Below are 22,344 nucleotides of genomic sequence, written 5' to 3'. Positions count from 1 at the left end.
TTGCTCACTCCTTTTAGGGGTAGTGCAACTATATGCACGTTGTTTCTTACTAGGTCAAGGGACAAATCTCCCTTCAACTTGATAATAAGCTTTTGTGAATCCATATGGCCGCTTGTGCACCGTCTCCCATTGCAATTGTTAATAGCTGAGAATGTACAGTGGCATCGCCAACTGCCCACACATTTGGCACATTGGTCATTTTTGTACGAGGGTCAACAACGATATGCTTATTTTCTAAACGCTCGACCCCGAGGCTTTTTGCCAAATCGGAATTTACTTTTGTTCCACTAAAGGCAATAAAACTATGTTTCGCATTTATTGTTTGACCATTTTTTAATGTGACTCCATGAAATTGTGATTTTCCATCAGTTTTTAAAGCGGCGATAGGTTCTTCAATGACTTGAATATTATAGTTTTCTAATCGTTGTAATGTATCTTCACTTATTGTGTCAAGTGTATGATTGACATAAATGATTTCTTTTGTCCAATAATGGATGATTAATGATAAATTTGCTCCTTTTTCACCTGAACCTAATACAATTGTTCGTTTATCTTTTACTTCATAACCGTCACAGTCAGGGCATAGGTAAATACTATTTCCTAAGCACGGGAGTAAACCTGGCAACTCAGGTAATGAGTCGGTAATACCTGTAGCAAATAATATTCGTTTACTAAGCATTGGAGAGTCATTATTTGCTACTGTGATGGAAAAAAGTTCTTTATTTTTTTTCACTTTTAATGCTTTAGAGTCAATGAATTTCACTCCATAACGTTCTGCATGAATTTTTCCACTTTGTCTAAAGTAATCACCACTAATACCATCAGGCCAACCTAGAATATTGTGATATTCTTTACATAAGGAAGAACGCCCTTTATTTGAATCAATTACAGCTACCGAATGCTTATATCGACCGAGCTGAATTGCAGCTTGTAAGCCAGCAATTCCACCACCAACTATAATGCAGTCGTAAATCATGGTTAAACAATCCTTTCGGGCATATGATAAGATTATCTTTCCCAAAACTAAGTAATTCATTTGTAATTTACCTATGAAAATAAAAACTGCTGCAGATGAGCCGAATCTCATCTGCAGCAGTTTTTATTTTCGCATATTGAAAGCGGCATTTAACTGACCGCGTAGCATTTTGTCTCGTACATCTTTCTTCTTGAGAGCCTTCTGTTCCATTTTTCTAATTTCAAACGTTTGCATTCCGTCTTCCATTTTATTAGCGATATCAATTAAACGCTCTACATCTAAAAAGGAAAACTTTCTTGTTCCACCTTTTGAACGGTCAGGATAAATTAGTTTTCTTTCTTCATAATAACGTATTTTTCTTTCAGATAGACCGGTTAGTTCGCTTACAATTCCTATTGTAATTACTTTTTTATCTCTATAGGACACAACGCTATAACACTCCTCTCAATTCCACACTGAAAGTTTCCGAATCTTTAGTTAAGAATATATCATACTTTTCATGTAAGATAAATTATCACGTTAGATAATCTTACATGGTTTATTCCGATAAGAATTTTTTCATTGTAATTCATTTAAAGCAATTTATTTCATGTATAATATGAGGTAACCTTTAAATGTAGATACGGCTATCTTTACTAATTGAAATTTCTCTATGTTTTCGAGCGAAATCTAGCATACATAACTTTTTCACTATATTTTTCTTAAAAAGATAGTGATTACGTTGTAAAATAAGTTTAAATAAAAGAACAGGTGTAACCTGATAAGTAATAAAATTGGTTTTTGAAAGAAGGTTGCAACATAATGAAAAATGAAGAGCGTGCAATAAAAAATAAGCTATGGGAAAACCCTGATATACTTAAAACCCTTGTTCAATCTTCACCAATTGCCATTATCGTTATAAATTTTAATGGTGAAGTGAAGATGTTGAACTACGGAGCAGAATCAATGTTTGGTTGGCGTGAAGGAGAGATATTAGGTCGATATTTCCCTGTTTTTTTTAATGATGATGGAAATGAAATCATTTTAGAAACACTTCAATCAGAGGAAGTCATTGAAGGTAGAGAAGCAATTTTTCAAAAGCGAAGTGGGCTGTTAATTGATATTAATTTTTCTTCTGTTCATTTATATGATGGGGATGGAAGCTTTATAGGTATTCTTTTAATGATGAAGGATATTTCAAAACGTAAACGGGCGGAATACGATTCTAAAACATCATTAAAGGAATTAAAGGATATTAAATTCGCTTTAGATCAATCATCTATTATTGCTGTAACAGAGCCTAATGGTTCCATTCGTTATGTGAATGATAAGTTTTGTGAAATTTCAAAATATACTAGAGGTGAATTATTAGGGCAGGACCATCGAATTGTAAATTCTGGTTATCATCCAAAAGAATTCTTTGCTGAGATGTGGAAGACAATCGCCAATGGCAAAGTGTGGAAGGGTGAAGTCAAAAATAAGGCAAAAGATGGGCAACAATATTGGGTACATACAACAATCGTTCCATTTCTGAATGAACATGGAAAGCCATACCAATATGTTTCGATTCGTACAGATATAACTGAGCGTAAAAAGGCTGAAGAGAGAGCTCGTTACTTAGCTTATTATGATGAGTTAACAGGACTTCCTAATAGACGTTATTTTAGACACAAATTAATTGAAATACTAAAAAAGGCAGAAAAAGATAATGAGCAAGTGGCTATTTTATGTATTGATTTAGATCGTTTCAAAATGATTAATGATACATTTGGGCATAGATACGGGGACTTATTATTAAAATCTGTAGCAGCAAGATTAAAAGATAGTTTACGTCCAGAGGATATTATTGCACGATATGGTGGGGATGAATTTATCATTTCCTTAAGTACAGTAACTTGTGAAGAGATTAAACAATTAGCTAGGCGTATATTAAGTGCTCTTGATGTAGCATTTCGCTTGGACCGCAATGATCACTTTACGACATGTAGTATCGGAATTAGTGTTTTTCCACAAGATGGAGAAACTATAGAAGAATTAGCTCAAAAGGCTGATATTGCGATTAATCGTGTAAAGGCAGAAGGTAAAAACAATTTCCAATTTTATATTTCCGATATGGATAGTGCGATAAGTAGGGAAGTATTAATCGAGAAAAATTTACGGAAAGCTCTCGAGAACAATGAACTTGAATTATTCTATCAGCCGAAAGTAAATGTAGCTACGGAACAGGTTATCGGGATGGAAGCTTTACTTCGTTGGAAAAATAGTGAACTTGGTTTTGTTTCACCTGCTGAATTTATACCCATTGCTGAAGAAACAGGTCTGATTGTTCCTATAGGTGATTGGGTCATTAAACAGGCATGTATACAAAACAAGCAGTGGCAGGAGAAAGGCTACGCACCAATACGAGTATCTGTTAATCTCTCTGTCCGTCAATTTCAAGAAAGTGGACTTGTTCAAAATATTGAGATGATATTAAAAGAAACTAATCTTGACCCACAATATTTAGAGTTAGAAATTACAGAAAACATTGCAGTTCACGAGAAAGAGTTTGTTAATCATAAGTTACACTCTATTCGTGAAAAGGGAATAAGTATATCTATAGATGACTTTGGGACTGGTTATTCATCTTTAAGCTATTTAAAGGATTATCCGATTGATACGTTAAAAATTGATAAATCTTTTGTTGATGAAATTACAAAAACAGGTGATTCTTCAATTGTACGAGCAATTATTGCCATGTCTCATAGTTTACATTTAAAGGTGATTGCTGAAGGGGTTGAGGATTTAGAGCAACTTCAATTCCTGAGAAAACATAATTGTAATGAGATTCAAGGATATTTCATTAGTAAACCACTGCCAGCTCATGAGTTTGAGACAAATTTCCTAGTGAGAAATTAACTTGGTCTATAATGCGTTAGTTTAGAAGGGATGTCCCAATGTATACTTTTTGGGACATCCCTTAAGCTATGTAAAGATTCATGATTCAACTCTATATTGTAAATTATTCTTTTCTCTTATATACTTATAAAACATATAAAAAAAGTCGGGATAAGTGAACAGGAGGACTGTTAGATGAAAAATGGCAAAGTTTATTTAGTTGGTGCAGGACCTGGTGATATTCAATTACTTACAGTTAAAGGACTCGAGTGCATAAAGAAAGCTGACGTTATTTTATATGACCGTCTTGTCAATCCGCTCCTGTTAGAGTATGCTCCAGCAAATACTGAACTTATCTATTGTGGGAAATTACCTGATCGTCACATAGTACGCCAGGAAGCAATAAATGATTTATTAGTTGAAAAAGGTAAAGAAGGTAAAGTCGTTGTTCGTTTAAAAGGTGGAGACCCTTGTGTTTTTGGAAGAGTTGGTGAAGAGGCAGAAGCTCTTACAGAAAATGATATTGAGTATGAAATAGTACCAGGTATTACAGCTGGTATCGCAGCAAGTACTTATGCAGGTATCCCTGTGACACACAGAGAACACGGGAGTTCTTTTGCAGTAGTCGCTGGTCATAACAAATCTGAAGAAGGAAAGCCAACAATTGATTGGGAGTCATTATCTAAGGGAGTAGATACGATTGCTTTTTATATGGGGATAGGTAATTTGAATTATATTACAAACCAATTAATTAGCTGCGGTCGTAGACCATCAACCCCTGTTATATTGATTCAATGGGGAACATATGGAAGACAAAAAACGTTAGAGGGAACATTAGAAACTATTTCAAGGAAAGTAGAGGAATTGAATTTTCAAAATCCTGCGATAACTCTTGTTGGAGATATTGTCTCTCTTCGTGAAAAACTTCAGTGGTTTGAAAAGAAGCCGCTTTTTGGGAAGCACATATTATTAGCTAGAACAGGAACTGAACAAGGAAAGTTAGCTCCAGCATTGATTGAAAATGGGGCAGAGGTCTTTGAGTTCCCACGCTTTATATTGCAATCACAGATAAAAGAAAAACAAGCAGAAGAAGTAATTGAAAAGGTTACTCAATATAACCAAATTGTTTTTACCTCTCCAGAAAGTGTAAATCAGTTTTTTAAAGCACTATCATACTATAAAGTTGATATTCGCATGATTGAGGCTGATTTTTATGGTGGATCAGTAAAGTCATTACGAGCATTAGAGACTTTTGGTTGTATAGCCCATCTAGTTGAGACATTAACGACTCCTGCAAAGCTTCTTGTTATAGGGGAAGAGCAAGCTGTAGCTAAAATGGATAGGCTAGTTGAAAAATGGGGAAATGCATTTGACTATTTGGTTACACATAAAATAGAGTATGTGAGTCAATCATCAACAACATTTAAATTACTTGATGAAGATAAAAGAATTAATACGATCGTTTTTCCAAGTGCTGAATCTATACCAACGTTACTAGAAAAAATTGCTGAACTGTATAGTGAACCATTATCCTTCTTCCAAGATAAGAAGGTAATTACATTTGGTGAAAAGTCCTCGGACGCTGCAGGTAAGTTAGGGATAAACGTTGACCACAAATTAGAAGAACCAACTGTAGAAGCTCTAATTTCTGCACTTACAGTAGTAACGATAGGTTAGGTGAGAGTCGTGCAAGCTATTTTATACGTTGGACATGGTAGTAGAGTAAAAGAAGGAAATTATCAGTTCGAAAGTTTTATTGAAAGAGTAAAAAATGTAATCGATTTTCCGATACAAGAGCATTGTTATATAGAAATAGCAGAACCTTCTATAAAAGAGGGAATTGCACTATGTATGTCTAAAGGGGCTACAGCAATCACGGTAATTCCAGTCCTTCTTTTAAGTGCCGGTCATGCAAAAGTGGATATACCAATTGAAATTAAAGAGGCGAAAAAAAAATACCCTCATATTAAATTCACCTATGGTAAACCATTAGGCGTAGAACAAAATATGATTGATATAGTAGGGGATCGGTTAATTGAAGGCGGATTATCTGTTTCTGATAGCTTTACATTTGAGGAAAGACAAGAAGTGTCAGTTCTACTAGTTGGAAGAGGAAGCAGTGATTCAGATGCAAATAGTGATTTAGCAAAAATCGCTCGCCTCATTTGGGAGCAATATCCTGTTAAAGAGGTTGAAATCTGCTATCTAGCTGCTACTAGACCGAACTTTGATGAAGGCTTAACAAAAGTAGTGAGTGGAAGCCAACAGAAAATAATTGTCATCCCTTATTTATTATTTACTGGTATTTTGATGAAACGAATGGAACAAAAGATACAATCTATCAAACAACTTACGGAAAATAAAGATATTCAGCTATGCAATTACTTAGGCTATCATCGATTATTGGTAAATGTCCTGAAGAAACGAATAAAAGAAGGATTAAATGGCACAGCATGTGTATATAATGAAAATCGTTCATCTTGTCGGTTAGCGGAGGGCTGCTTGTGTATGACTATCCAATCAACCTAAAATTAAAAAATAAAAAGATAGTTGTCATCGGGGGCGGTCGAGTTGCTTTTAGAAAGGTGAAGGGGTTACTTGAAACTAGAGCAAATATAATGATAGTTTCTCCGGAGCTTTGTAATGAATTGAAAAATTTTCTCACAGAAGATAACATAACATGGATTCAAGATATTTTTAAAGAAGAGTACCTACTAGGTGCAACACTTATTTTTGCCGCAACAAGTAACCGAGAAGTAAATCTAAAAGTTTTTCATACAGCTGAGGAAACTCAACTAGTGAATATGATTGATGACCAAAAATGTGATTTTCATGTACCAGCTGTTATGAGAAGGGGAAAATTAGCTATTTCGATTTCTACAAGCGGAGCAAGTCCAAGTCTAGCAAAGAAAATTAAGGATGAATTAGCTACTATTTATGATGAGAATGTGGAAGAAGAGCTCGAATTTCTTTTTGAAGCTAGAAAAAAAGTTTTAAGGGAACTAAAACTAGAGAAGCATCGTAAACTTTTGTTAAAAAAATTAATAGATGAGTTGCCAATTTGTAAAGAGAAACGTCAACAACAATTTGAAATATGGTTACAAAATCTGAAGAGTCAAGAAGTAGATGTGTAGAAACATTGCTTCATGGCTCTTTTTTACTAGTTGTTATTGGAATTGTTCAAAAACTATTGTCAATTTCTACTTTAAATGTTAACTTTATATTATAAAAAGTTAACGAAGGGGTGTTCGAATGTCTATAACAAATACAAAAAATCGTTGGGAGCAAATGGCGGACAAAGTCTTAAATGGAGAAATTCTATCAATTGAAGAGGGTGTTACTGTCTTACAAGCAGATGACGATGAAGTACTTCCGATTATGCAAGCTGCCTTTCGTGTACGGAAGCAATACTATGGGAAAAAAGTAAAGCTAAATATGATTATTAACGCCAAAAGTGGATTGTGTCCTGAAGACTGTGGCTATTGCTCCCAATCTACTGTTTCAAGTGCACCAGTTGAAAAGTATACATTGCTAGATAAAGAGACTCTACTAGCAGGTGCGAAAGAAGCGATGAATAGAAAAGCTGGTACATATTGTATTGTGGCAAGTGGAAGAGGTCCAACAGATGGTGAATTAGAGCAAGTAATAGATGCAGTCAAAGAAATTACTTCTACAATGCCTCTAAAGATTTGTGCTTGCTTAGGAATTCTTAATCAAGATAAGGCAAAGCGTTTAAAAGAGGCAGGAGTTCATCGTTACAATCACAATATCAATACTCATAAAGATAATCACGGTAATATCACATCGTCTCATGCATATGATCAACGTGTTCAGACTGTTGAAGATGTGAAAGGAGCAGGATTATCACCATGTTCTGGTGTGATTATCGGAATGGGGGAAACAGATGTGCAAATTGTTGAAATGGCCTATGCGTTAAGAGATATTGACGCCGACTCAATTCCGGTAAACTTCCTTCATGCCATTCCAGGAACGCCTTTAGAAAACTATTCTAGAACAAAGCCGATGAAGTCATTAAAAGTTTTAGCGCTAATGAGATTTATTAATCCAACTAAAGAAATACGTGTATCAGGTGGTCGTGAAGTGAATCTACGTACATTGCAACCATTAGCATTATATGCAGCGAATTCAATTTTTGTTGGCGACTATTTAACGACAAAGGGACAAGAAGTAATAGACGACCATCATATTATTGAAGACCTAGGATTTGAGATTGAAGAGAATGCGTTGGCAGAAGCGTAAAAGCAATAGAACTTTTATTGCAAATTATTGTTGTATATAAAAATAACCAAACATGAATAGAGGATGTTAGTTAGGCGTGGATAATAAACTATCCACGTCTATTTTAGTTTTCATGCTGAAATTTTAAATTCATAATTTGCCATTAATTTTGTATGAAGTTTAATCAATGGCTTTCTCGGTTACTAGATAAATAGATAGTAATAGTAATTATTTAGGGAGGTATTCCGATGTTTTTGTATGAAAATCTATTAAGAAGATTTACGGTTATGGCAAAGGACGGCGAAGTTGGTAAAATAGACGATTTTTATTTTGAAGATGAAAAATGGACGGTAAGGTATATTGTTGTTAATACGATTCCATGGTTTCCTGGTGGTAAAGTATTACTATCACCTATTTCAGTAGAGAAAGTAAATATAGAGGATGAAATTATTTATGTTGAATTAACTAAAGAGCAAGTGAAAAATAGTCCTGATATTGATTTTGCTAGACCTGTATCAAAGCAAATGGAGCTAGATTACCATCATTATTTTGGCTACCCGTATTATTGGTCGCCACTAGGAGTTTGGGGTCATGGTAGCTATGCTAGAGATTTAGCTACATTATCATCTGATTATGAAAAAGAATATGTCGATACGGAAGTAAATCATCACTTACGAAGTGTAAAAGAAATTACTGGTGCTGTGACTGGTTATGGTATCTTTGCTTTGGATGATGAATTTGGACAGGTGAAAGATATGATAATTGAAGATAAAACCTGGACAATACGCTATTTCATGGTCGATACAGTAAAATGGCTCCCATCAAGAAATGTTATTATTGCAAAAGATTGGATTGAGGAAATTAATTGGTCAGCGAAGCATGTTCGTGTGAATATAACAAAAGACGAAGTGAAAAATAGCCCTGAATTTTTTCCTGATCAACCTATAGATAGAAAATATGAAAAGGATATTTATGATTTTTATAGAAGAAAAAATTATTGGGAGTAAGTTCTATAAGAGCATGTTCAAAAGGTAGTGACAATGGCTTCACACGCTGTGAGCCTTGCTAGGAGAAAATCACTCCTAGCAAGGCTTTTAAAAGAATACAGCGGCTACGCTCATTGCATAGAGGTTGTTCTTTTTGAACAACCTCTATAAGTCTTCTTAAGTAGTTCTAATTAGTAAGAAAGTCTATACATTCGACTTGATAAGCTAAACTCTAACATTTCTAAAGGAGACTCTTCCTGTTATAATATAGATTGTTATGGGGAGGGGATTCAAATGGAAGAAAACAAATTAGTATATGTAATTTCAGAATTATTAGACGAGAAATTCAGAACAGTAACAAATCGATTAGACGACATTGAACAAAATCAAAAAATTTTACAAAATCAAATTTCAGCTATTTCTTCTCGAGTAGGGGATAACTCAGAAATTACCTCAATTTTAAATGAACTGACAATGAAAGTTATTGAAAGCGAGAAAGAAGTCAAAGAACTAAAATCAAGTGTCCGTTAGAGCATCCATTCTTTGGGTGCTTTTTTCATATAAGTAAGTCCATATAAACTCAGGCGAAAATACACTTTGTCTTTTCACATTCGACAGAAATTTTGAAATAGTATTGACAAAAAACCAAGTAATCTATAATCTAGTAACAAGATAACTACATAATGATAGGGAAAAGGTGAAGATTTTAGCAAATCTTCGTAAGAGGGAAGTTCGGTGAAAGTCCGACGCGGTCCCGCCACTGTAAAATAGGTTGTTCTCTTATATATCCACTGTTCAATGAATGGGAAGGGTAGAGAACGTATACTATGAGCCAGGAAACCTGCCTTTTCTATCGACACTGTTTGACCTACGGGAGATGGGGAAGTGTTAGGGAGCAAATTCCTTGTCTACTTATGTTTTCATTGTATTTGCAGCTACATACAATTTTGTATATAGGCATCTCTAACTCTTATCTAATCAGAGTTGGGGGTGCTTTTTTTGTTGTTGTTTAAAAGGAAAGTATCATGTTTTAGAAATAAATGAGTGTGCGTAAGTTCTATTATAGTTTTAATTAAATTTGAAGGGAGTGTAATTTTATGAGTGAGAAAAAAAGAGGAAAATTACTTGTGCTTGGTTTTGGACCAGGTAGTGAGGAACAAATGACACACCGAGCAAAAGAGGCTTTAATTGAGAGCGATTCAATCATTGGCTATAACACATACATAGATATTATTCGTCCGTTACTTACGACACAAGAGATTGTTCGTACTGGGATGACGGAAGAAGTAAGCCGAGCACAGGAGGCGATTCGTCAAGCGGAAACAGGAAAAAAAGTGGCGGTGATTTCAAGTGGTGACGCTGGTGTTTATGGAATGGCTGGACTCGTATATGAAGTATTAATTGAAAAAGGTTGGAAAGAGGAAACGGGAGTTGAAGTAGAAATCATACCTGGTGTATCAGCAATTAACTCTTGTGCCTCCTTACTAGGGGCTCCTGTCATGCATGATGCGTGTACGATTAGTTTAAGTGACCATCTTACCCCATGGGAATTAATAAAAAAACGGGTAAAGGCTGCTGCAGAAGCTGATTTTGTTATTGCTTTATACAATCCGAAAAGTGGACGACGTACGAGACAAATCGAAGAAACACAGAAAATTTTACTTGAGCATCGTTCCCCAAATACACCTGTTGGATTAGTGAAAAGTGCGTATCGTGAACGACAACAAATCGTCATTACAGACTTAGAAAATATGCTTGAACATGAGATTGGTATGCTGACGACAGTCGTTATTGGTAATAATTCAACCTTCTTATACGACGGCAAAATGATTACACCTAGAGGATATCAAAGAAAGTATACATTGAACGCAGACGACCAAAAGCTGAAGCCTCACCAACGTTTACAAGAAGAAGCAGAGCCTTGGGCATTGCATCAGGGCCAAGCTTTAGTCGAACAAGAAGAAATATCTTCTGTTGAATTAGCAGAAGAAGCGTTAACAAAGCTAGGTAATTCATATTCAGAAAATAAACAAGAAGTGGAAGAATCAGATAACGTATTTAAGCAAGATTCTGTGTTTGAATTTTCCGTTTCTCCAGGCATTGCCAATAAAGCATTTTCTGCAAAGCAAATGCTTGTTTTAGGTAATGTTGTTGGAGAAAAAGGAACTATTGAATATACACCTGATCATCAGCTTAAATTATCTGTCGTAACAGCAGATTCAAATACGATTATCAATCAGTTAACAGAGGAAGGGCTTTTACTTCATCCAATTGGAGATGTTGTTAATATAAAGGCTTGTGACTTTTGTGATGGTGATAAAAAGGATTCCATTCCTCAAGTGGAAGAGCTTCAACATCTTTTAGGAGGTATTAGTGTTCCTAAGAGATTAAATATCGGATTTAATGGATGTGGTATGGCGTGCTATAGCGCACCAACAAATGATATTGGAATTATTTTTAGAAGAGGAAAAGGTTTTGACTTATTCTTAGGTGCAAAAACAACTGGTCGTAATGCACAAGTAGGACAATTGGTAGCAGAAGAATTAACAGCAGAACAAATTGTAGATATCGTTTCTCGCATTGTTGAGGATTTTCGTGAGCGTGGTTTGCCAAATGAAAGGTTCCACAAATTCTTTAAGAGAGTTCAAAGGATTGAAGGTTTTACGTTCAAAGAAATGCCTGAGCAAGTTTTAGTAGATATGGCTTGTGGAGATTAACTTGAAGGAGGAGAAGAAAATGAAAGCAGTTTTATTTATTGGTCATGGTAGTAAGAAGCAAGAGGGGAATGAGCAAATTCTTCAATTTATTGAATCTATGAAAGGGGATTTAGATGTACCAATTGTGGAGTCATCCTTTTTAGAGTTTGCTACACCGACTATTGGACAAGGGATTGCTCGCTGTGTGGAAAGAGGAGCAACAAAGGTAGCGCTTATTCCGATGATGTTCTTTTCTGCTGGTCATTCAAAAATTCATATTCCTGAAGCGATAGATCATGCAAAGGAAACATATCCAGATGTTGAATTTTCGTATGGTCGTCCAATAGGAGTTCATGATAAGTTGTTTGAAATTCTTAGAAGTCGTCTACTTGCAGCAGGTTTTGATGCAAATGAACGTGATAAAGGTATTTTATTAGTCGGAAGAGGAAGTAGCGATCCTGACGCAAATAGTGAACTTTATAAGATTGGCAGACTTCTGAATGAACGATTAGAAATGACACCTGTAGAACTATCCTTTATTGGTGTTACAACTCCTACTGTTGAAGAAGGAGTTGAACGTTCGATTAAATTAGGTGGAAAAAAACTATATATAGTCCCATATTTCTTTTTTACCGGAATTTTAATGGACAGAATGAATGAAAAACTAGACTCTTTTGCAAAGAACTATCCTGATATTTCTTTTTCGATGACGGAATATTTTGGTTTTCATCCAGAGTTAAAAACAATTTTTATCGATCGTGCCATGGAAGCCTTAGAAGGAGATGCGAAGCTCAACTGTGATATGTGTCCATACCGATTACATGCACTTGAACATATGGATGTTCATCACCACCACCACGATCATGACCATCATGACCATCACCATCATACACATAGCTAAGGAGATGTAGAATGATTTTAATTTTAGCTGGTACTAGTGATGCGAGAGAGTTGGCAAAGAAAATCAAGGAAGTAGGCCATGAAACATTAGCTACAGTCGTTACTGAAAATGGAGCAATTGCGCTGAAAAATCTAGGGATTGATGTTTTAGTTGGTAGATTGACAAAGGAAGATATGATAGGGCTATTTGTTGAGAAAAAGATAGATATGATAATTGATGCAACTCATCCATTTGCGGAGGAAGCCTCAAAAAATGCTGTTGATGCAGCAGTAGAAGGAAATATTCCATATATACGGTATGAGCGCCCGAGTTATACGTCTAATAATCATCAAATTACTTATGTGGATTCTTATCAAGAAGCAGCTAATGTGGCAGCAAAAAGACGTGGTGTCATCATGCTAACAACAGGAAGTAAAACACTACAGACTTTTACAGAAACGTTACATCGTATTGAGGGAGTTCGTCTCATAGCAAGAATGCTTCCTCGAAAAGATAATATGGAAAAGTGTGAACAGCTAGGCGTAGAGCAAAAAAACATTGTAGCAATTCAAGGTCCTTTTACAAAAGAGTTAAATAAAGCGTTATATATTCAATACAATGTAACGCTAATGATAACGAAAGAAAGTGGAAAAGTAGGTTCTGTTGATGAAAAGGTAGAAGCGGCAAAGGATTTGGAGATACCAATTATTATGATAAAACGTCCGAAAATGAATTATGGAACAGTTTGCAATACATTTGATGATGTACTAAAAACAATGAAAAGTATGAGGTGACAAAATGGATTTTAATACTGAATTTAAACCATTGACAGTACAACCACAGGAAATTGAAGGAAAAAGCTTTGAAATGATTACGGAAGAGCTAGGAGAGCATTCATTTACAGAGGAGCAATACCCTGTTGTACAGCGAGTGATTCATGCGTCAGCAGATTTTGAACTTGGTAGAAGTATGGTTTTTCATCCAGATGCGATTCATGCAGGGGTAGAAGCGATTCGTGCTGGGAAAAAACTAGTTGCTGATGTTCAAATGGTACAAGTTGGGGTCAACAAACCTCGTCTTGAAAAATTTGGAGGTAGTGTTCATGTTTACATATCAGATCCAGATGTAATGGAGGAAGCTAAGCGATTGAATACAACGAGAGCAATTATTGCAACAAGAAAGGCAGTAAAGGAAGCAGATGGAGGAATTTTTGCAATTGGAAATGCGCCTACTGCTCTATTAGAGCTAATTCGTCTAGTGAAAACAGGGGAAGCAAAGCCAGGTCTTGTTGTTGGTATGCCAGTTGGTTTCGTATCAGCTGCTGAGTCTAAGGAGGAGCTTGCAAAGCTAGATATTCCATTTATTACGAATATCGGTCGTAAAGGTGGAAGCCCAGTTACAGTTGCGGCGATTAATGCATTGTCACTGATTGCTGAGAAACAGGGATAAGAAATGAAGCAAAAGGAAGAAAAAGACCCAAAAGAGATGAGACATGGGTATACGACCGGTGCAAATGCAACGGCAGCTACGAAAGCGGCGTTACTTTCTCTTTTGGAGCAAACAGAAATTAAAAAAGTGGAGATATTATTGCCAATGGGTGAGACAGTTACCTTCCAAATGGAATCAATTCAATTCACAAAAAACAAAGCAGAGGCATCGGTCATTAAAGATGCTGGTGATGATCCAGATGCAACACACAAAGCAGTAATTAATGCGTCTGTTTTTCTTTCAAATAATCCTGGTATTTTTCTAGATGGTGGTGTTGGAGTAGGGAGGGTAACAAAGCCCGGTCTCCCAGTACCTGTTGGACAAGCTGCGATTAATCCTGTTCCAAGAAAAATGATCACTGAAACGGCAAAAGCTATTTTAGAAGAATACTGTGTAGAAAAAGGTATTAAGGTTATTATTTCGGTTCCAGATGGAGAGGAAATAGCCAAAAAGACACTTAACGCCCGCTTAGGAATTATCGGAGGGATCTCGATTTTAGGTACAAGAGGGACAGTTGTACCTTTTTCTACATCTGCTTATAAAGCCAGTGTTGCACAGGCAATAAATGTAGCGGTTGAAGCAGGGTGTAATCATTTATTTCTGACTACAGGTGGCCGTAGTGAAAAATATGCAATGGAGCTATATCCGGATCATCCTGAGGAAGCTTTTATTGAAATGGGGGACTTTGTTGGGTTTGCCGTCAAACAATGTAAAGTGAAAAAGGTTCAACGGATTACTCTTGTGGGTATGATGGGGAAGTTTTCTAAGGTAGCTCAAGGGGTAATGATGGTCCATTCAAAAAGTGCACCTGTAGATTTTAACTTTTTAGCAGATGTAGCAAAAAATTCAGGTGTTCCATTTGATTTAGTTGACGAAATTAAAGAAGCGAATACAGCCTCTCAGGTTGGGACGTTAATGTATGAAAATGGCTATAATAGCTTTTTTTCAAGCCTATGTCGATATGCATCACATGAATGTTTACAACATATAAAGTCCGAGATGGAAATTGAGACAATCATTATGTCTATGAAAAATGAAGTGCTAGGAAGGGAGAGCGTGATATGTCGATCAAAATCATTGGAATAACAGGAGAAGGACCTGAGAGCTTACTCCCACTCTATCGAGATTGGATTGAAACGAGTGAACGATTAGTCGGCGGGGACAGGCATTTGCAGTTCTTCCCCCACTATCAAGGTGAGAAGCTCGTGCTGAAGGGAGGGTTAAAAACAGTACTTGATAGATTAAAAAGTGATCCGAAGAAAACGGTTGTCTTAGCCTCTGGAGATCCTCTTTTTTATGGAATAGGCTCTTATTTAGCCAAAAAGGTTAATGTAGAAATCTACCCTGCTTTAAGCTCTATCCAACAAGCTTTCTCAAAAATGAAAGAAAGTTGGCAAGATGCTGTATTTCTTAGTATTCATGGACGAAGTATGAAGGGCCTAGCTCAAAAAGTAGATGGTAAGGAAAAGGTTTGCCTATTAACAGACGAAACGAATTCACCGTCAAAACTAGCAGACTATCTTTTATCATTTGGAATGAACGAATATGAGGCATTTGTTGCAGAGGACTTAGGTGGGACAGAAGAAAAAGCTACATGGATGACGCTTCAGGACATGAGTGAATATGAAGCTCACCCTCTCAATGTCGTTATATTGAAAAGAACGAAGATAGCTCGAAACTGGTCACTCGGAATTGCCGATCACGAATTTAAGAAACGGAAGCCAGATAAAGGACTAATAACGAAAAAGGAAATCCGTGTACTTAGCTTAGGTGAGCTGCAATTACATAAAAAAAGCATTGTATGGGATATTGGTACGTGTACAGGCTCAATGGCAATTGAAGCTGGACGAATTGCCCGATACGGAGAAGTGTATGCCATTGAAAAGAATGAAGCCGATTTAGAAAATTGTTTTGAAAATATGAAGAAGTTTCGAGTCGACCTGACAGTAGTCCATAATAAAGCACCTTTGGGACTAGAAACCTTTCCTGATCCAGATGCTATATTCATCGGTGGAACAGGTGGAGAAATGAGGGAACTTCTAGAAATATGTACAAAGCGCCTAAAGCAAGGTGGACGAATTGTATTGAATGCAGTCACTATTGAATCTTTGTATCTAGCAACTGAAGCATTTAAACAATTACAAATGGAAACAAACATAACATTAGCACAAATTTCGCGTAGTAAACCAATTTTACATATGAACCGATTTGAAGGGTTAAATCCAATTTATATTATTACCGCAAGACATAAGGAGGAATAAAAAATGACGCTAGGAACAGTGTATGGTGTCGGTGTAGGCCCAGGTGACCCAGAGCTTATTACGATTAAAGCTTATCGTATAATGAAGGAAGCTGACGTAATTGCGTTCCCTAAAAAAAGAAAGGGAAGTAAGAGCTATGCCTATCAAATTATTGAACAGTACATAGATACTGATAAGAAAGAAATGCTTGGACTCGTTTTTCCAATGACAAAAGATAAGGATGTTCTAGATAGAGACTGGAATATTATTGTCGAAGAAGTTTTTCGTTGTGTCAGTGACGGTAAGGATGTTGCTTTTGTTACAGAAGGAGACCCGATGCTTTATAGTACATTTATTCATATGTTCCGTTTAATGAATGAATTACATCCAGAAGTAGACATGAAAGTCATTCCTGGAATCTCTTCAATTAACGGGGCAGCAGCACAGCTAGCCATTCCTCTAGCAGATGGAGATGACTGGACTGGGGTTATTCCAGCAACTGAAGACCGTGAACGGATGAAAAAAGCATTACTAGAACATGAAGGTATGATTTTTATAAAGGTAGCAAAGGTTCTACCAATGATGATTGAGCTATTAGAAGAACTAAATCTAGTAGACAAAGCTAGTGTTGTTACAAAGGTAACGTCAAAGGAAGAGTTTATTTGCAAAGATGTACGAGAATTACGCCATGCTGAATTAGAATACTTAACATTAATGCTTGTTAGAAAATGAGGTGAAAAAGATGAAACTAGATACAAAGGTGTACATAGTAGGTTCAGGACCTGGGGATCCAGACTTAATCACAGTAAAGGGCTTAAAAATTCTTAGGAATGCGGATGTAATTTTATATACTGACTCTCTTGTTAATCCAGTTTTAATGGAGGAGGCTAAGCCTGAAGCAACTGTATTAAAAAGCGCAGGGATGAGTTTAGATGAAATTGTAGAATGTGTTGAAGGTTACATAAAAGAAGGAAAAAGTGTCGCTAGGATGCATACGGGAGACCCGGCTATTTATGGGGCAATACTTGAACAAATGGTTAGATTTAAAGAAAAGGGAATTGACTATGAGATTATTCCAGGTGTTAGTTCTGTTTTTGCCTCTGCAGCAGCTGCTGGTGTAGAGTTAACAGTCCCAGATTTAACGCAAACTGTGATTTTAACTAGGGCAGAGGGGCGCACTCCAATGCCTGATAAGGAGAAGCTATATGATTTGGCAAAACACCAATGTACAGTCTGTCTATTCTTAAGCGCAACTTTAATTAAAAAAGTAGTGAAGGAATTTTATCAAGCAGGCTGGAGGGAAGAAGACTCTGTTGTAGTCGTGTACCGTGCATCATGGCCTGATGAAAAGGTTGTACGAACAACGCTAGCTGAATTAGATGATACAATGAGAAAGGAAGGAATTAGAAAACAAGCAATGGTGATTATTAGCAAAGCTGTAAATCCTGATTTGTTAACAGACCGCCAGTACGAATCAAAGCTTTATGATAAATCATTTACTCATGGATATCGAAAAGGTGAACCTTCTCATGGATAAGGTAGCTCTAGTTGCAATTACAAAGCATGGTGTTGAGAAAATTCGAACGCTGACTAGCAACATGCCGTCAGCAGATCTTTATTATATGAAGAAATTTGCTTATGGTGATGAAAAAGAACGAGGAATTACTCTTTTTGAAGGATCTGTTCGTTTACAATTACCTGAGTTGTTTGAGCGCTATGATGGAATAATAATGGTCATTTCACTGGGAGCAGTTGTTCGAATGATTGCTCCAATATTAAAGGACAAGAAGACAGACCCTGCTGTTGTCGTAATAGATGATAAAGGAGAATTTGCGATAAGTGTTCTTTCTGGTCATGTTGGTGGTGCAAATGATTTAACAAGAGAAGTAGCCGAGTACTTAGAAGCAAGCCCAGTGATTACAACAGCTTCAGATGTACAAAAGACAATTCCTGTAGATATTTTTGGGAGAGAGTTCGGTTGGGTAATTGAGGATGAAACTCATGTCACTCCAGTAAGTGCATCAGTTGTAAACGAGGAACGTCTTGTTATTATTCAGGAATCTGGTGAAAGAAATTGGTGGAAGCATGATAGAGAACTTCCAAAGCATATGAAACTAGTAGATTCTCTAGAAGCAGCGAAAGGGGAAAGCTTTAAGGCTGCCTTACTAATTACTCACCGTATTTTATCAGAAGCTGAAAAGGAACTATTCTTAGAAAATGGTGTTGTTTACCGACCTAAGTCAGTCCTTTTAGGAATTGGTTGCAATCGAGGAACTAGTAAAAATGAAATCAAGAAAGTAATTAATGAAACATTAATAGAAAACAACATTTCCATTCACTCAGTTAAAGGAATCGCTACAATAGACTTGAAAAAAGATGAGGAAGGTCTTTTAGAAGTATGTAATGAAATGGGTTGGATGTTTACTTTTTATACACCAGCTGAACTTAATAAAATGCCGATGAAAAACCCTTCTGACACAGTATTTAAATATACTGGTGCATATGGTGTAAGCGAACCAGCCGCCATGCTCGCATCAGGTACAAATGAACTTGTACTAGAGAAAAAGAAAAGTGGAAATGTCACAATTTCAATTGCAGTAAAATAGACCGAAGTAAGGGTGATGAATGTGCAACGTAGAATCGTCATTGCAGGAACAAGTAGTGGGGCAGGAAAAACAACGATAACGATAGGATTAATGGCAGCGTTGAAGAAAAAGGGATTTGCTATTCAAGGTTTCAAGTGTGGCCCAGACTACATTGATCCAAGCTATCATACAGCAGTAACAGGTCGGAATTCACGTAATCTTGATAGCTGGATGCTTAATCATGAGATTGTAAAGGATATTTATGCAACAGCGAGTGAAGGAGCAGACCTTTCAATTATTGAAGGTGTTATGGGGTTTTATGATGGTAAAAGCCCTCTAAGTAACACGGGAAGTACAGCTGAAATTAGTCAATTATTAGATGCACCTGTCATACTTGTAGTTAATATTTCGAGTATGGCTCGTAGTGCTGCAGCAATTGTTAAAGGCTATCAATTGCTTGATCCGAACGTTACGATTGCAGGTGTTATCTTAAATCAGGCAGGAAGTGAAGGGCATTCTAAGCTTTGTCAGGCAGCGATCGAACAAGAATGTGGAATACCAGTTATTGGTTATCTCTTGAAAGGGGATGGCTTGTCTATTCCTGAGCGTCATTTAGGGTTAATCCCAGCGATTGAACGAGGAGAACTAGATGGATTCTTTGACGATCTTGGGGAGGTAATTGCGGAACGAGTAGATTTGGATAAGGTAATGAAAATCGCTGAACATGCTCCAACGATTAAGATAGAAAACAGCCTATTTTCAAAGTCTACCTCAGTAGAGAAAAAAGTGAGAATTGCAGTTGCTCATGATGCAGCCTTTAACTTCTATTATCAAGAGAATTTTACACTTCTTGAACAAGCTGGTGCCGAGTTAGTATTTTTCAGCCCATTAAATGGGGAAAGTTTGCCAGAAAATATTGATGGACTCTATATAGGTGGAGGGTTTCCAGAAGAATTTGCCGATGAGCTTGCTAGCATGACTGAATTAAAAGAGCAAGTGAAGCAGGCAGTTACAAATGGTCTACCTACTTTTGCTGAATGTGGGGGGTATATGTTTTTAACAGACTCTTTAACAACAACTAATGGAAAATCATATCCAATGGTTGGTGTCATTCCAGGTAATGTTGTCATGAAAGATAGACTGGTTGCCCTTGGTTACAGAGAAGTAACTGCGATTCATGATTCAGTTATACTACGTGAAAGTGAAGTAGCAAGAGGACATGAGTTTCATTATTCAACCTTTGAAGAGAAGGAAAAAGTAACGAAAGCTTATCGGGTAAAGGCTCTTCGAAAAGAAGGAGAAGAAGGCTATTATGGGGCACCGTCTTTACTGGCTGGCTATACTCATATTCATTTTGCTTCAAATGTAAAAATTGCTGAGCGATTTGTTGCTTCATGTGAGCAGTACAGAAAAGGGGAAAAGTAAGAATGGATAAATTAAATAAAGTGATTCAAAAGATACAACCATTAAACAAGCAAGTAATGCATGCGGTTAAAGAGCATGTAGACCAGCTAACAAAGCCAGTTGGGAGCTTAGGAAGAATTGAAGAGCTTGCAATTCAACTTGGAGGGATAACTGATAAGGAAAGACCGACTGTTCACTCTCCAGCAGTTATTATTGCTGCAGCAGACCATGGCATAGTGGCTGAAGGAGTTTCGGCATATCCTCAAGAAGTGACAAAGCTAATGATTCATAATTTCATAAATGGTGGTGCTGCAATTAATGTGTTTGCAAAACAAATCGGTGCTGCTGTACATGTTCTTGATGTTGGGGTCAATGGGGAGATCGAAGCCCCTGAGGTAATTGTAAAAAAAATCAAATCAGGCACAAATAATTTTTATCGTGAAGATGCAATGACAGAGTGTGAAGCAATTCGTGCAATTGAGGTAGGGATTGAGGAAGGAGAACGACTTATTGATGAAGGGCACCATCTCCTTATTATAGGGGAGATGGGTATAGGAAATACGACTTCAAGTAGTGCGCTTATTTCAGCTTATACAGGAGCAAATGTAGTAGAGATTGTTGGGCACGGGACAGGGTTAGATGAAGAAGGTTATAGTAAAAAAATTACTACGATTAAAGAAGCGTTACATAATAGAAAAATTAGTTCGGAATCAACATCTTTAGAAATATTTGCAAAAGTTGGAGGGCTAGAAATTGGTGCTCTAGCTGGAGTTATATTAGCTGCTGCCTCAAGGAGAGTTCCGGTAATTATTGATGGGCTTATCTCTTCTGCTGCAGCGTTAGTGGCTTATGAGCTTTGTCCAACAGTAAAAGAGCATTTTATCATAAGTCATCAATCTGTTGAGCCCGGACATGAAGCAATATTTACTTATTTACATAAAAAGCCGTTATTGTCATTGGACTTACGATTAGGTGAGGGAACAGGCGCTGCTTTATCCTATCCTTTATTAGTGGCAGCGACACATATGCTTAATGAAATGGCGACTTTTGCAGATTTGGGAATAGAGAAAAAATAGTATGAACAGTAAATTAAGTTACTTTTACTAGAGGAGGTGTTTTTTTGAAAGGAATTGTGTATCTAGTAGGAGCAGGACCAGGCGACCCCAAGCTGATTACACTTCGTGGAAAGGAGTGCATAGAAGCAGCTGATGTGATTGTATATGACCGCTTAGCGAACGAAGAGTTATTGCAATATGCTAAACAAGATGCTCAATATATCTATTGTGGAAAACTTCCAAAAAGCCATACGCTAAGACAGGAGCAAATTAATGAACTTCTTGGTCAAAAAGCGATGGAGGGCTTAGTGGTTACGAGGTTGAAAGGGGGAGACCCCTGTGTGTTTGGTCGTGTTGGGGAAGAAGCATCTCACTTAGCTAAGTTAGGTGTAAAATTTGAAGTTATTCCTGGCATCACTGCTGGAATTGCAGCTCCTGCATATGCTGGTATCCCCGTGACTCATCGAGAGCACGGATCATCCTTTGCAATGGTCACTGGTCATTTAAAAGAGAATGACTTTAGTGAGCAGAAATGGCAAGCGTTTGCTACAGGTATCGATACAATAGCTTTTTATATGGGTATGAAAAATCTCCCTCGAATATGTGAAAAGCTTATTTCTCATGGAAGACCTAATGAAACACCTGTAGCAGTTATAGAATGGGGAACAACATGTGAGCAGCGAACAGTGACTGGGACATTACAGACGATAGTAAAAGAAACGACGAAACAACGAATTTCTCATCCTGCAATTATTCTTGTTGGTGAAGTTGTGAATGTTCGTAAGCAGATGAACTGGTTTGAAGCTGAATTTGTTAAGAATTAATTGAATTTCGGTGAGGGATACATTCTCTCACCGAAAAATTATATAGGGTTTGATTAAAACAAAGATTAAAACTGTAATGTAAATCGTAATGATTATTGTTTAATGGGCTTTGTGA

The 22,344-nt window shown here is 36.8% G+C and carries 21 protein-coding genes and 1 riboswitch; of the genes, 19 read left to right on the top strand and 2 right to left on the bottom strand.

Annotated elements, in window-relative coordinates; all coding sequences use genetic code 11:
• Window positions 1–73 precede the first annotated feature (73 nt).
• Window positions 74–976: an NAD(P)/FAD-dependent oxidoreductase gene (locus CD003_RS10835; RefSeq protein ID WP_096201134.1), complete on the bottom strand. Its 903-nt coding sequence runs from the start codon at window positions 974–976 to the stop codon at window positions 74–76.
• A gap of 123 nt (window positions 977–1,099) precedes the next feature.
• Window positions 1,100–1,402, bottom strand: a complete 303-nt coding sequence (locus CD003_RS10830) for a MerR family transcriptional regulator (protein WP_096201133.1) — start codon at window positions 1,400–1,402, stop codon at window positions 1,100–1,102.
• 375 nt (window positions 1,403–1,777) lie between these two features.
• Between CD003_RS10830 and CD003_RS10825 the strand changes: the two genes are divergently transcribed.
• From CD003_RS10825 to cobA (CD003_RS10735), 19 genes are all read left to right on the top strand, one after another.
• Complete coding sequence (locus tag CD003_RS10825) at window positions 1,778–3,853, top strand: sensor domain-containing protein (protein ID WP_096201132.1); 2,076 nt, start codon at window positions 1,778–1,780, stop codon at window positions 3,851–3,853.
• 174 nt (window positions 3,854–4,027) lie between these two features.
• Window positions 4,028–5,509, top strand: coding sequence for a uroporphyrinogen-III C-methyltransferase (gene cobA, locus CD003_RS10820; RefSeq protein WP_096201131.1), 1,482 nt, complete (start codon window positions 4,028–4,030; stop codon window positions 5,507–5,509).
• Between the two features lie 9 nt (window positions 5,510–5,518).
• Window positions 5,519–6,361, top strand: coding sequence for a sirohydrochlorin chelatase (locus CD003_RS10815; protein WP_096201130.1), 843 nt, complete (start codon window positions 5,519–5,521; stop codon window positions 6,359–6,361).
• Window positions 6,337–6,966 carry a precorrin-2 dehydrogenase/sirohydrochlorin ferrochelatase family protein gene (locus CD003_RS10810; RefSeq protein ID WP_179295523.1) on the top strand — a complete coding sequence of 210 codons (630 nt, stop codon included), beginning with the start codon at window positions 6,337–6,339 and terminating at the stop codon, window positions 6,964–6,966. Before CD003_RS10815 ends, CD003_RS10810 begins: the two co-directional genes overlap by 25 nt.
• A 154-nt stretch (window positions 6,967–7,120) precedes the next feature.
• Window positions 7,121–8,092, top strand: coding sequence for a biotin synthase BioB (gene bioB / locus CD003_RS10805; protein WP_373558567.1), 972 nt, complete (start codon window positions 7,121–7,123; stop codon window positions 8,090–8,092).
• 227 nt (window positions 8,093–8,319) lie between these two features.
• Window positions 8,320–9,078 carry a PRC-barrel domain-containing protein gene (locus CD003_RS10800; protein WP_096201127.1) on the top strand — a complete coding sequence of 253 codons (759 nt, stop codon included), beginning with the start codon at window positions 8,320–8,322 and terminating at the stop codon, window positions 9,076–9,078.
• 273 nt (window positions 9,079–9,351) lie between these two features.
• Window positions 9,352–9,588 carry a hypothetical protein gene (locus CD003_RS10795; RefSeq protein ID WP_096201126.1) on the top strand — a complete coding sequence of 79 codons (237 nt, stop codon included), beginning with the start codon at window positions 9,352–9,354 and terminating at the stop codon, window positions 9,586–9,588.
• A gap of 147 nt (window positions 9,589–9,735) precedes the next feature.
• A riboswitch (cobalamin riboswitch) is annotated at window positions 9,736–9,920 on the top strand.
• Window positions 9,921–10,154: 234 nt separating this feature from the next.
• Window positions 10,155–11,774 carry a precorrin-3B C(17)-methyltransferase gene (cobJ, locus tag CD003_RS10790; protein ID WP_096201125.1) on the top strand — a complete coding sequence of 540 codons (1,620 nt, stop codon included), beginning with the start codon at window positions 10,155–10,157 and terminating at the stop codon, window positions 11,772–11,774.
• 19 nt (window positions 11,775–11,793) lie between these two features.
• On the top strand, window positions 11,794–12,654 hold the full coding sequence (locus tag CD003_RS10785; protein WP_096201124.1) for a sirohydrochlorin chelatase: 861 nt from the start codon (window positions 11,794–11,796) through the stop codon (window positions 12,652–12,654).
• An 11-nt stretch (window positions 12,655–12,665) separates the two neighbouring features.
• The gene (cobK, locus tag CD003_RS10780) at window positions 12,666–13,427 is read left to right on the top strand and encodes a precorrin-6A reductase (protein WP_096201123.1); all 762 of its coding nucleotides are present in this window, start codon (window positions 12,666–12,668) and stop codon (window positions 13,425–13,427) included.
• 4 nt (window positions 13,428–13,431) lie between these two features.
• Window positions 13,432–14,082, top strand: coding sequence for a precorrin-8X methylmutase (locus tag CD003_RS10775; protein ID WP_096201122.1), 651 nt, complete (start codon window positions 13,432–13,434; stop codon window positions 14,080–14,082).
• Between the two features lie 3 nt (window positions 14,083–14,085).
• Window positions 14,086–15,207: a cobalt-precorrin-5B (C(1))-methyltransferase gene (locus CD003_RS10770; RefSeq protein ID WP_096201121.1), complete on the top strand. Its 1,122-nt coding sequence runs from the start codon at window positions 14,086–14,088 to the stop codon at window positions 15,205–15,207.
• Window positions 15,183–16,382 (top strand): precorrin-6y C5,15-methyltransferase (decarboxylating) subunit CbiE, encoded by a 1,200-nt coding sequence (gene cbiE / locus CD003_RS10765; protein ID WP_096201120.1) that lies wholly within the window; start codon window positions 15,183–15,185, stop codon window positions 16,380–16,382. Before CD003_RS10770 ends, cbiE begins: the two co-directional genes overlap by 25 nt.
• A 3-nt stretch (window positions 16,383–16,385) precedes the next feature.
• Window positions 16,386–17,093 (top strand): precorrin-2 C(20)-methyltransferase, encoded by a 708-nt coding sequence (cobI, locus tag CD003_RS10760; RefSeq protein ID WP_096201119.1) that lies wholly within the window; start codon window positions 16,386–16,388, stop codon window positions 17,091–17,093.
• Between the two features lie 10 nt (window positions 17,094–17,103).
• Window positions 17,104–17,898, top strand: coding sequence for a precorrin-4 C(11)-methyltransferase (cobM, locus tag CD003_RS10755; RefSeq protein WP_096201118.1), 795 nt, complete (start codon window positions 17,104–17,106; stop codon window positions 17,896–17,898).
• Window positions 17,891–18,967 carry a cobalt-precorrin 5A hydrolase gene (locus CD003_RS10750; RefSeq protein ID WP_257008298.1) on the top strand — a complete coding sequence of 359 codons (1,077 nt, stop codon included), beginning with the start codon at window positions 17,891–17,893 and terminating at the stop codon, window positions 18,965–18,967. The genes cobM and CD003_RS10750 overlap by 8 nt, the downstream gene beginning before the upstream one ends.
• Before the next feature lie 15 nt (window positions 18,968–18,982).
• Entirely contained in the window at window positions 18,983–20,371 is a 1,389-nt protein-coding gene (locus CD003_RS10745; RefSeq protein WP_096201116.1) for a cobyrinate a,c-diamide synthase, read from the top strand.
• A gap of 2 nt (window positions 20,372–20,373) precedes the next feature.
• Window positions 20,374–21,426 (top strand): nicotinate-nucleotide--dimethylbenzimidazole phosphoribosyltransferase, encoded by a 1,053-nt coding sequence (gene cobT, locus CD003_RS10740; RefSeq protein ID WP_096201115.1) that lies wholly within the window; start codon window positions 20,374–20,376, stop codon window positions 21,424–21,426.
• 44 nt (window positions 21,427–21,470) lie between these two features.
• The gene (gene cobA / locus CD003_RS10735) at window positions 21,471–22,229 is read left to right on the top strand and encodes a uroporphyrinogen-III C-methyltransferase (RefSeq protein ID WP_096201114.1); all 759 of its coding nucleotides are present in this window, start codon (window positions 21,471–21,473) and stop codon (window positions 22,227–22,229) included.
• Window positions 22,230–22,344: the final 115 nt, after the last annotated feature.

It is taken from the genome of Bacillus sp. FJAT-45350, from assembly GCF_002335805.1.
Lineage (GTDB): Bacteria > Bacillota > Bacilli > Bacillales > NISU01 > FJAT-45350.
This window is presented reverse-complemented; position numbering and strand designations above follow the sequence as displayed.

Excerpts from the sequence above, each read along its gene's own strand:
- CD003_RS10835 (WP_096201134.1), bottom strand. The coding sequence starts at position 976 with ATGATTTACGACTGCATTATAGTTGGTGGTGGAATTGCTGGCTTACAA.
- CD003_RS10825 (WP_096201132.1), top strand. The coding sequence starts at position 1,778 with ATGAAAAATGAAGAGCGTGCAATAAAAAATAAGCTATGGGAAAACCCT.
- cobA (WP_096201131.1), top strand. The coding sequence starts at position 4,028 with ATGAAAAATGGCAAAGTTTATTTAGTTGGTGCAGGACCTGGTGATATT.
- bioB (WP_373558567.1), top strand. The coding sequence starts at position 7,121 with ATGGCGGACAAAGTCTTAAATGGAGAAATTCTATCAATTGAAGAGGGT.
- CD003_RS10800 (WP_096201127.1), top strand. The coding sequence starts at position 8,320 with ATGTTTTTGTATGAAAATCTATTAAGAAGATTTACGGTTATGGCAAAG.
- CD003_RS10795 (WP_096201126.1), top strand. The coding sequence starts at position 9,352 with ATGGAAGAAAACAAATTAGTATATGTAATTTCAGAATTATTAGACGAG.
- cobJ (WP_096201125.1), top strand. The coding sequence starts at position 10,155 with ATGAGTGAGAAAAAAAGAGGAAAATTACTTGTGCTTGGTTTTGGACCA.
- CD003_RS10785 (WP_096201124.1), top strand. The coding sequence starts at position 11,794 with ATGAAAGCAGTTTTATTTATTGGTCATGGTAGTAAGAAGCAAGAGGGG.
- cobK (WP_096201123.1), top strand. The coding sequence starts at position 12,666 with ATGATTTTAATTTTAGCTGGTACTAGTGATGCGAGAGAGTTGGCAAAG.
- CD003_RS10775 (WP_096201122.1), top strand. The coding sequence starts at position 13,432 with ATGGATTTTAATACTGAATTTAAACCATTGACAGTACAACCACAGGAA.
- CD003_RS10770 (WP_096201121.1), top strand. The coding sequence starts at position 14,086 with ATGAAGCAAAAGGAAGAAAAAGACCCAAAAGAGATGAGACATGGGTAT.
- cbiE (WP_096201120.1), top strand. The coding sequence starts at position 15,183 with ATGTCGATCAAAATCATTGGAATAACAGGAGAAGGACCTGAGAGCTTA.
- cobI (WP_096201119.1), top strand. The coding sequence starts at position 16,386 with ATGACGCTAGGAACAGTGTATGGTGTCGGTGTAGGCCCAGGTGACCCA.
- cobM (WP_096201118.1), top strand. The coding sequence starts at position 17,104 with ATGAAACTAGATACAAAGGTGTACATAGTAGGTTCAGGACCTGGGGAT.
- CD003_RS10750 (WP_257008298.1), top strand. The coding sequence starts at position 17,891 with ATGGATAAGGTAGCTCTAGTTGCAATTACAAAGCATGGTGTTGAGAAA.
- CD003_RS10745 (WP_096201116.1), top strand. The coding sequence starts at position 18,983 with ATGAATGTGCAACGTAGAATCGTCATTGCAGGAACAAGTAGTGGGGCA.
- cobT (WP_096201115.1), top strand. The coding sequence starts at position 20,374 with ATGGATAAATTAAATAAAGTGATTCAAAAGATACAACCATTAAACAAG.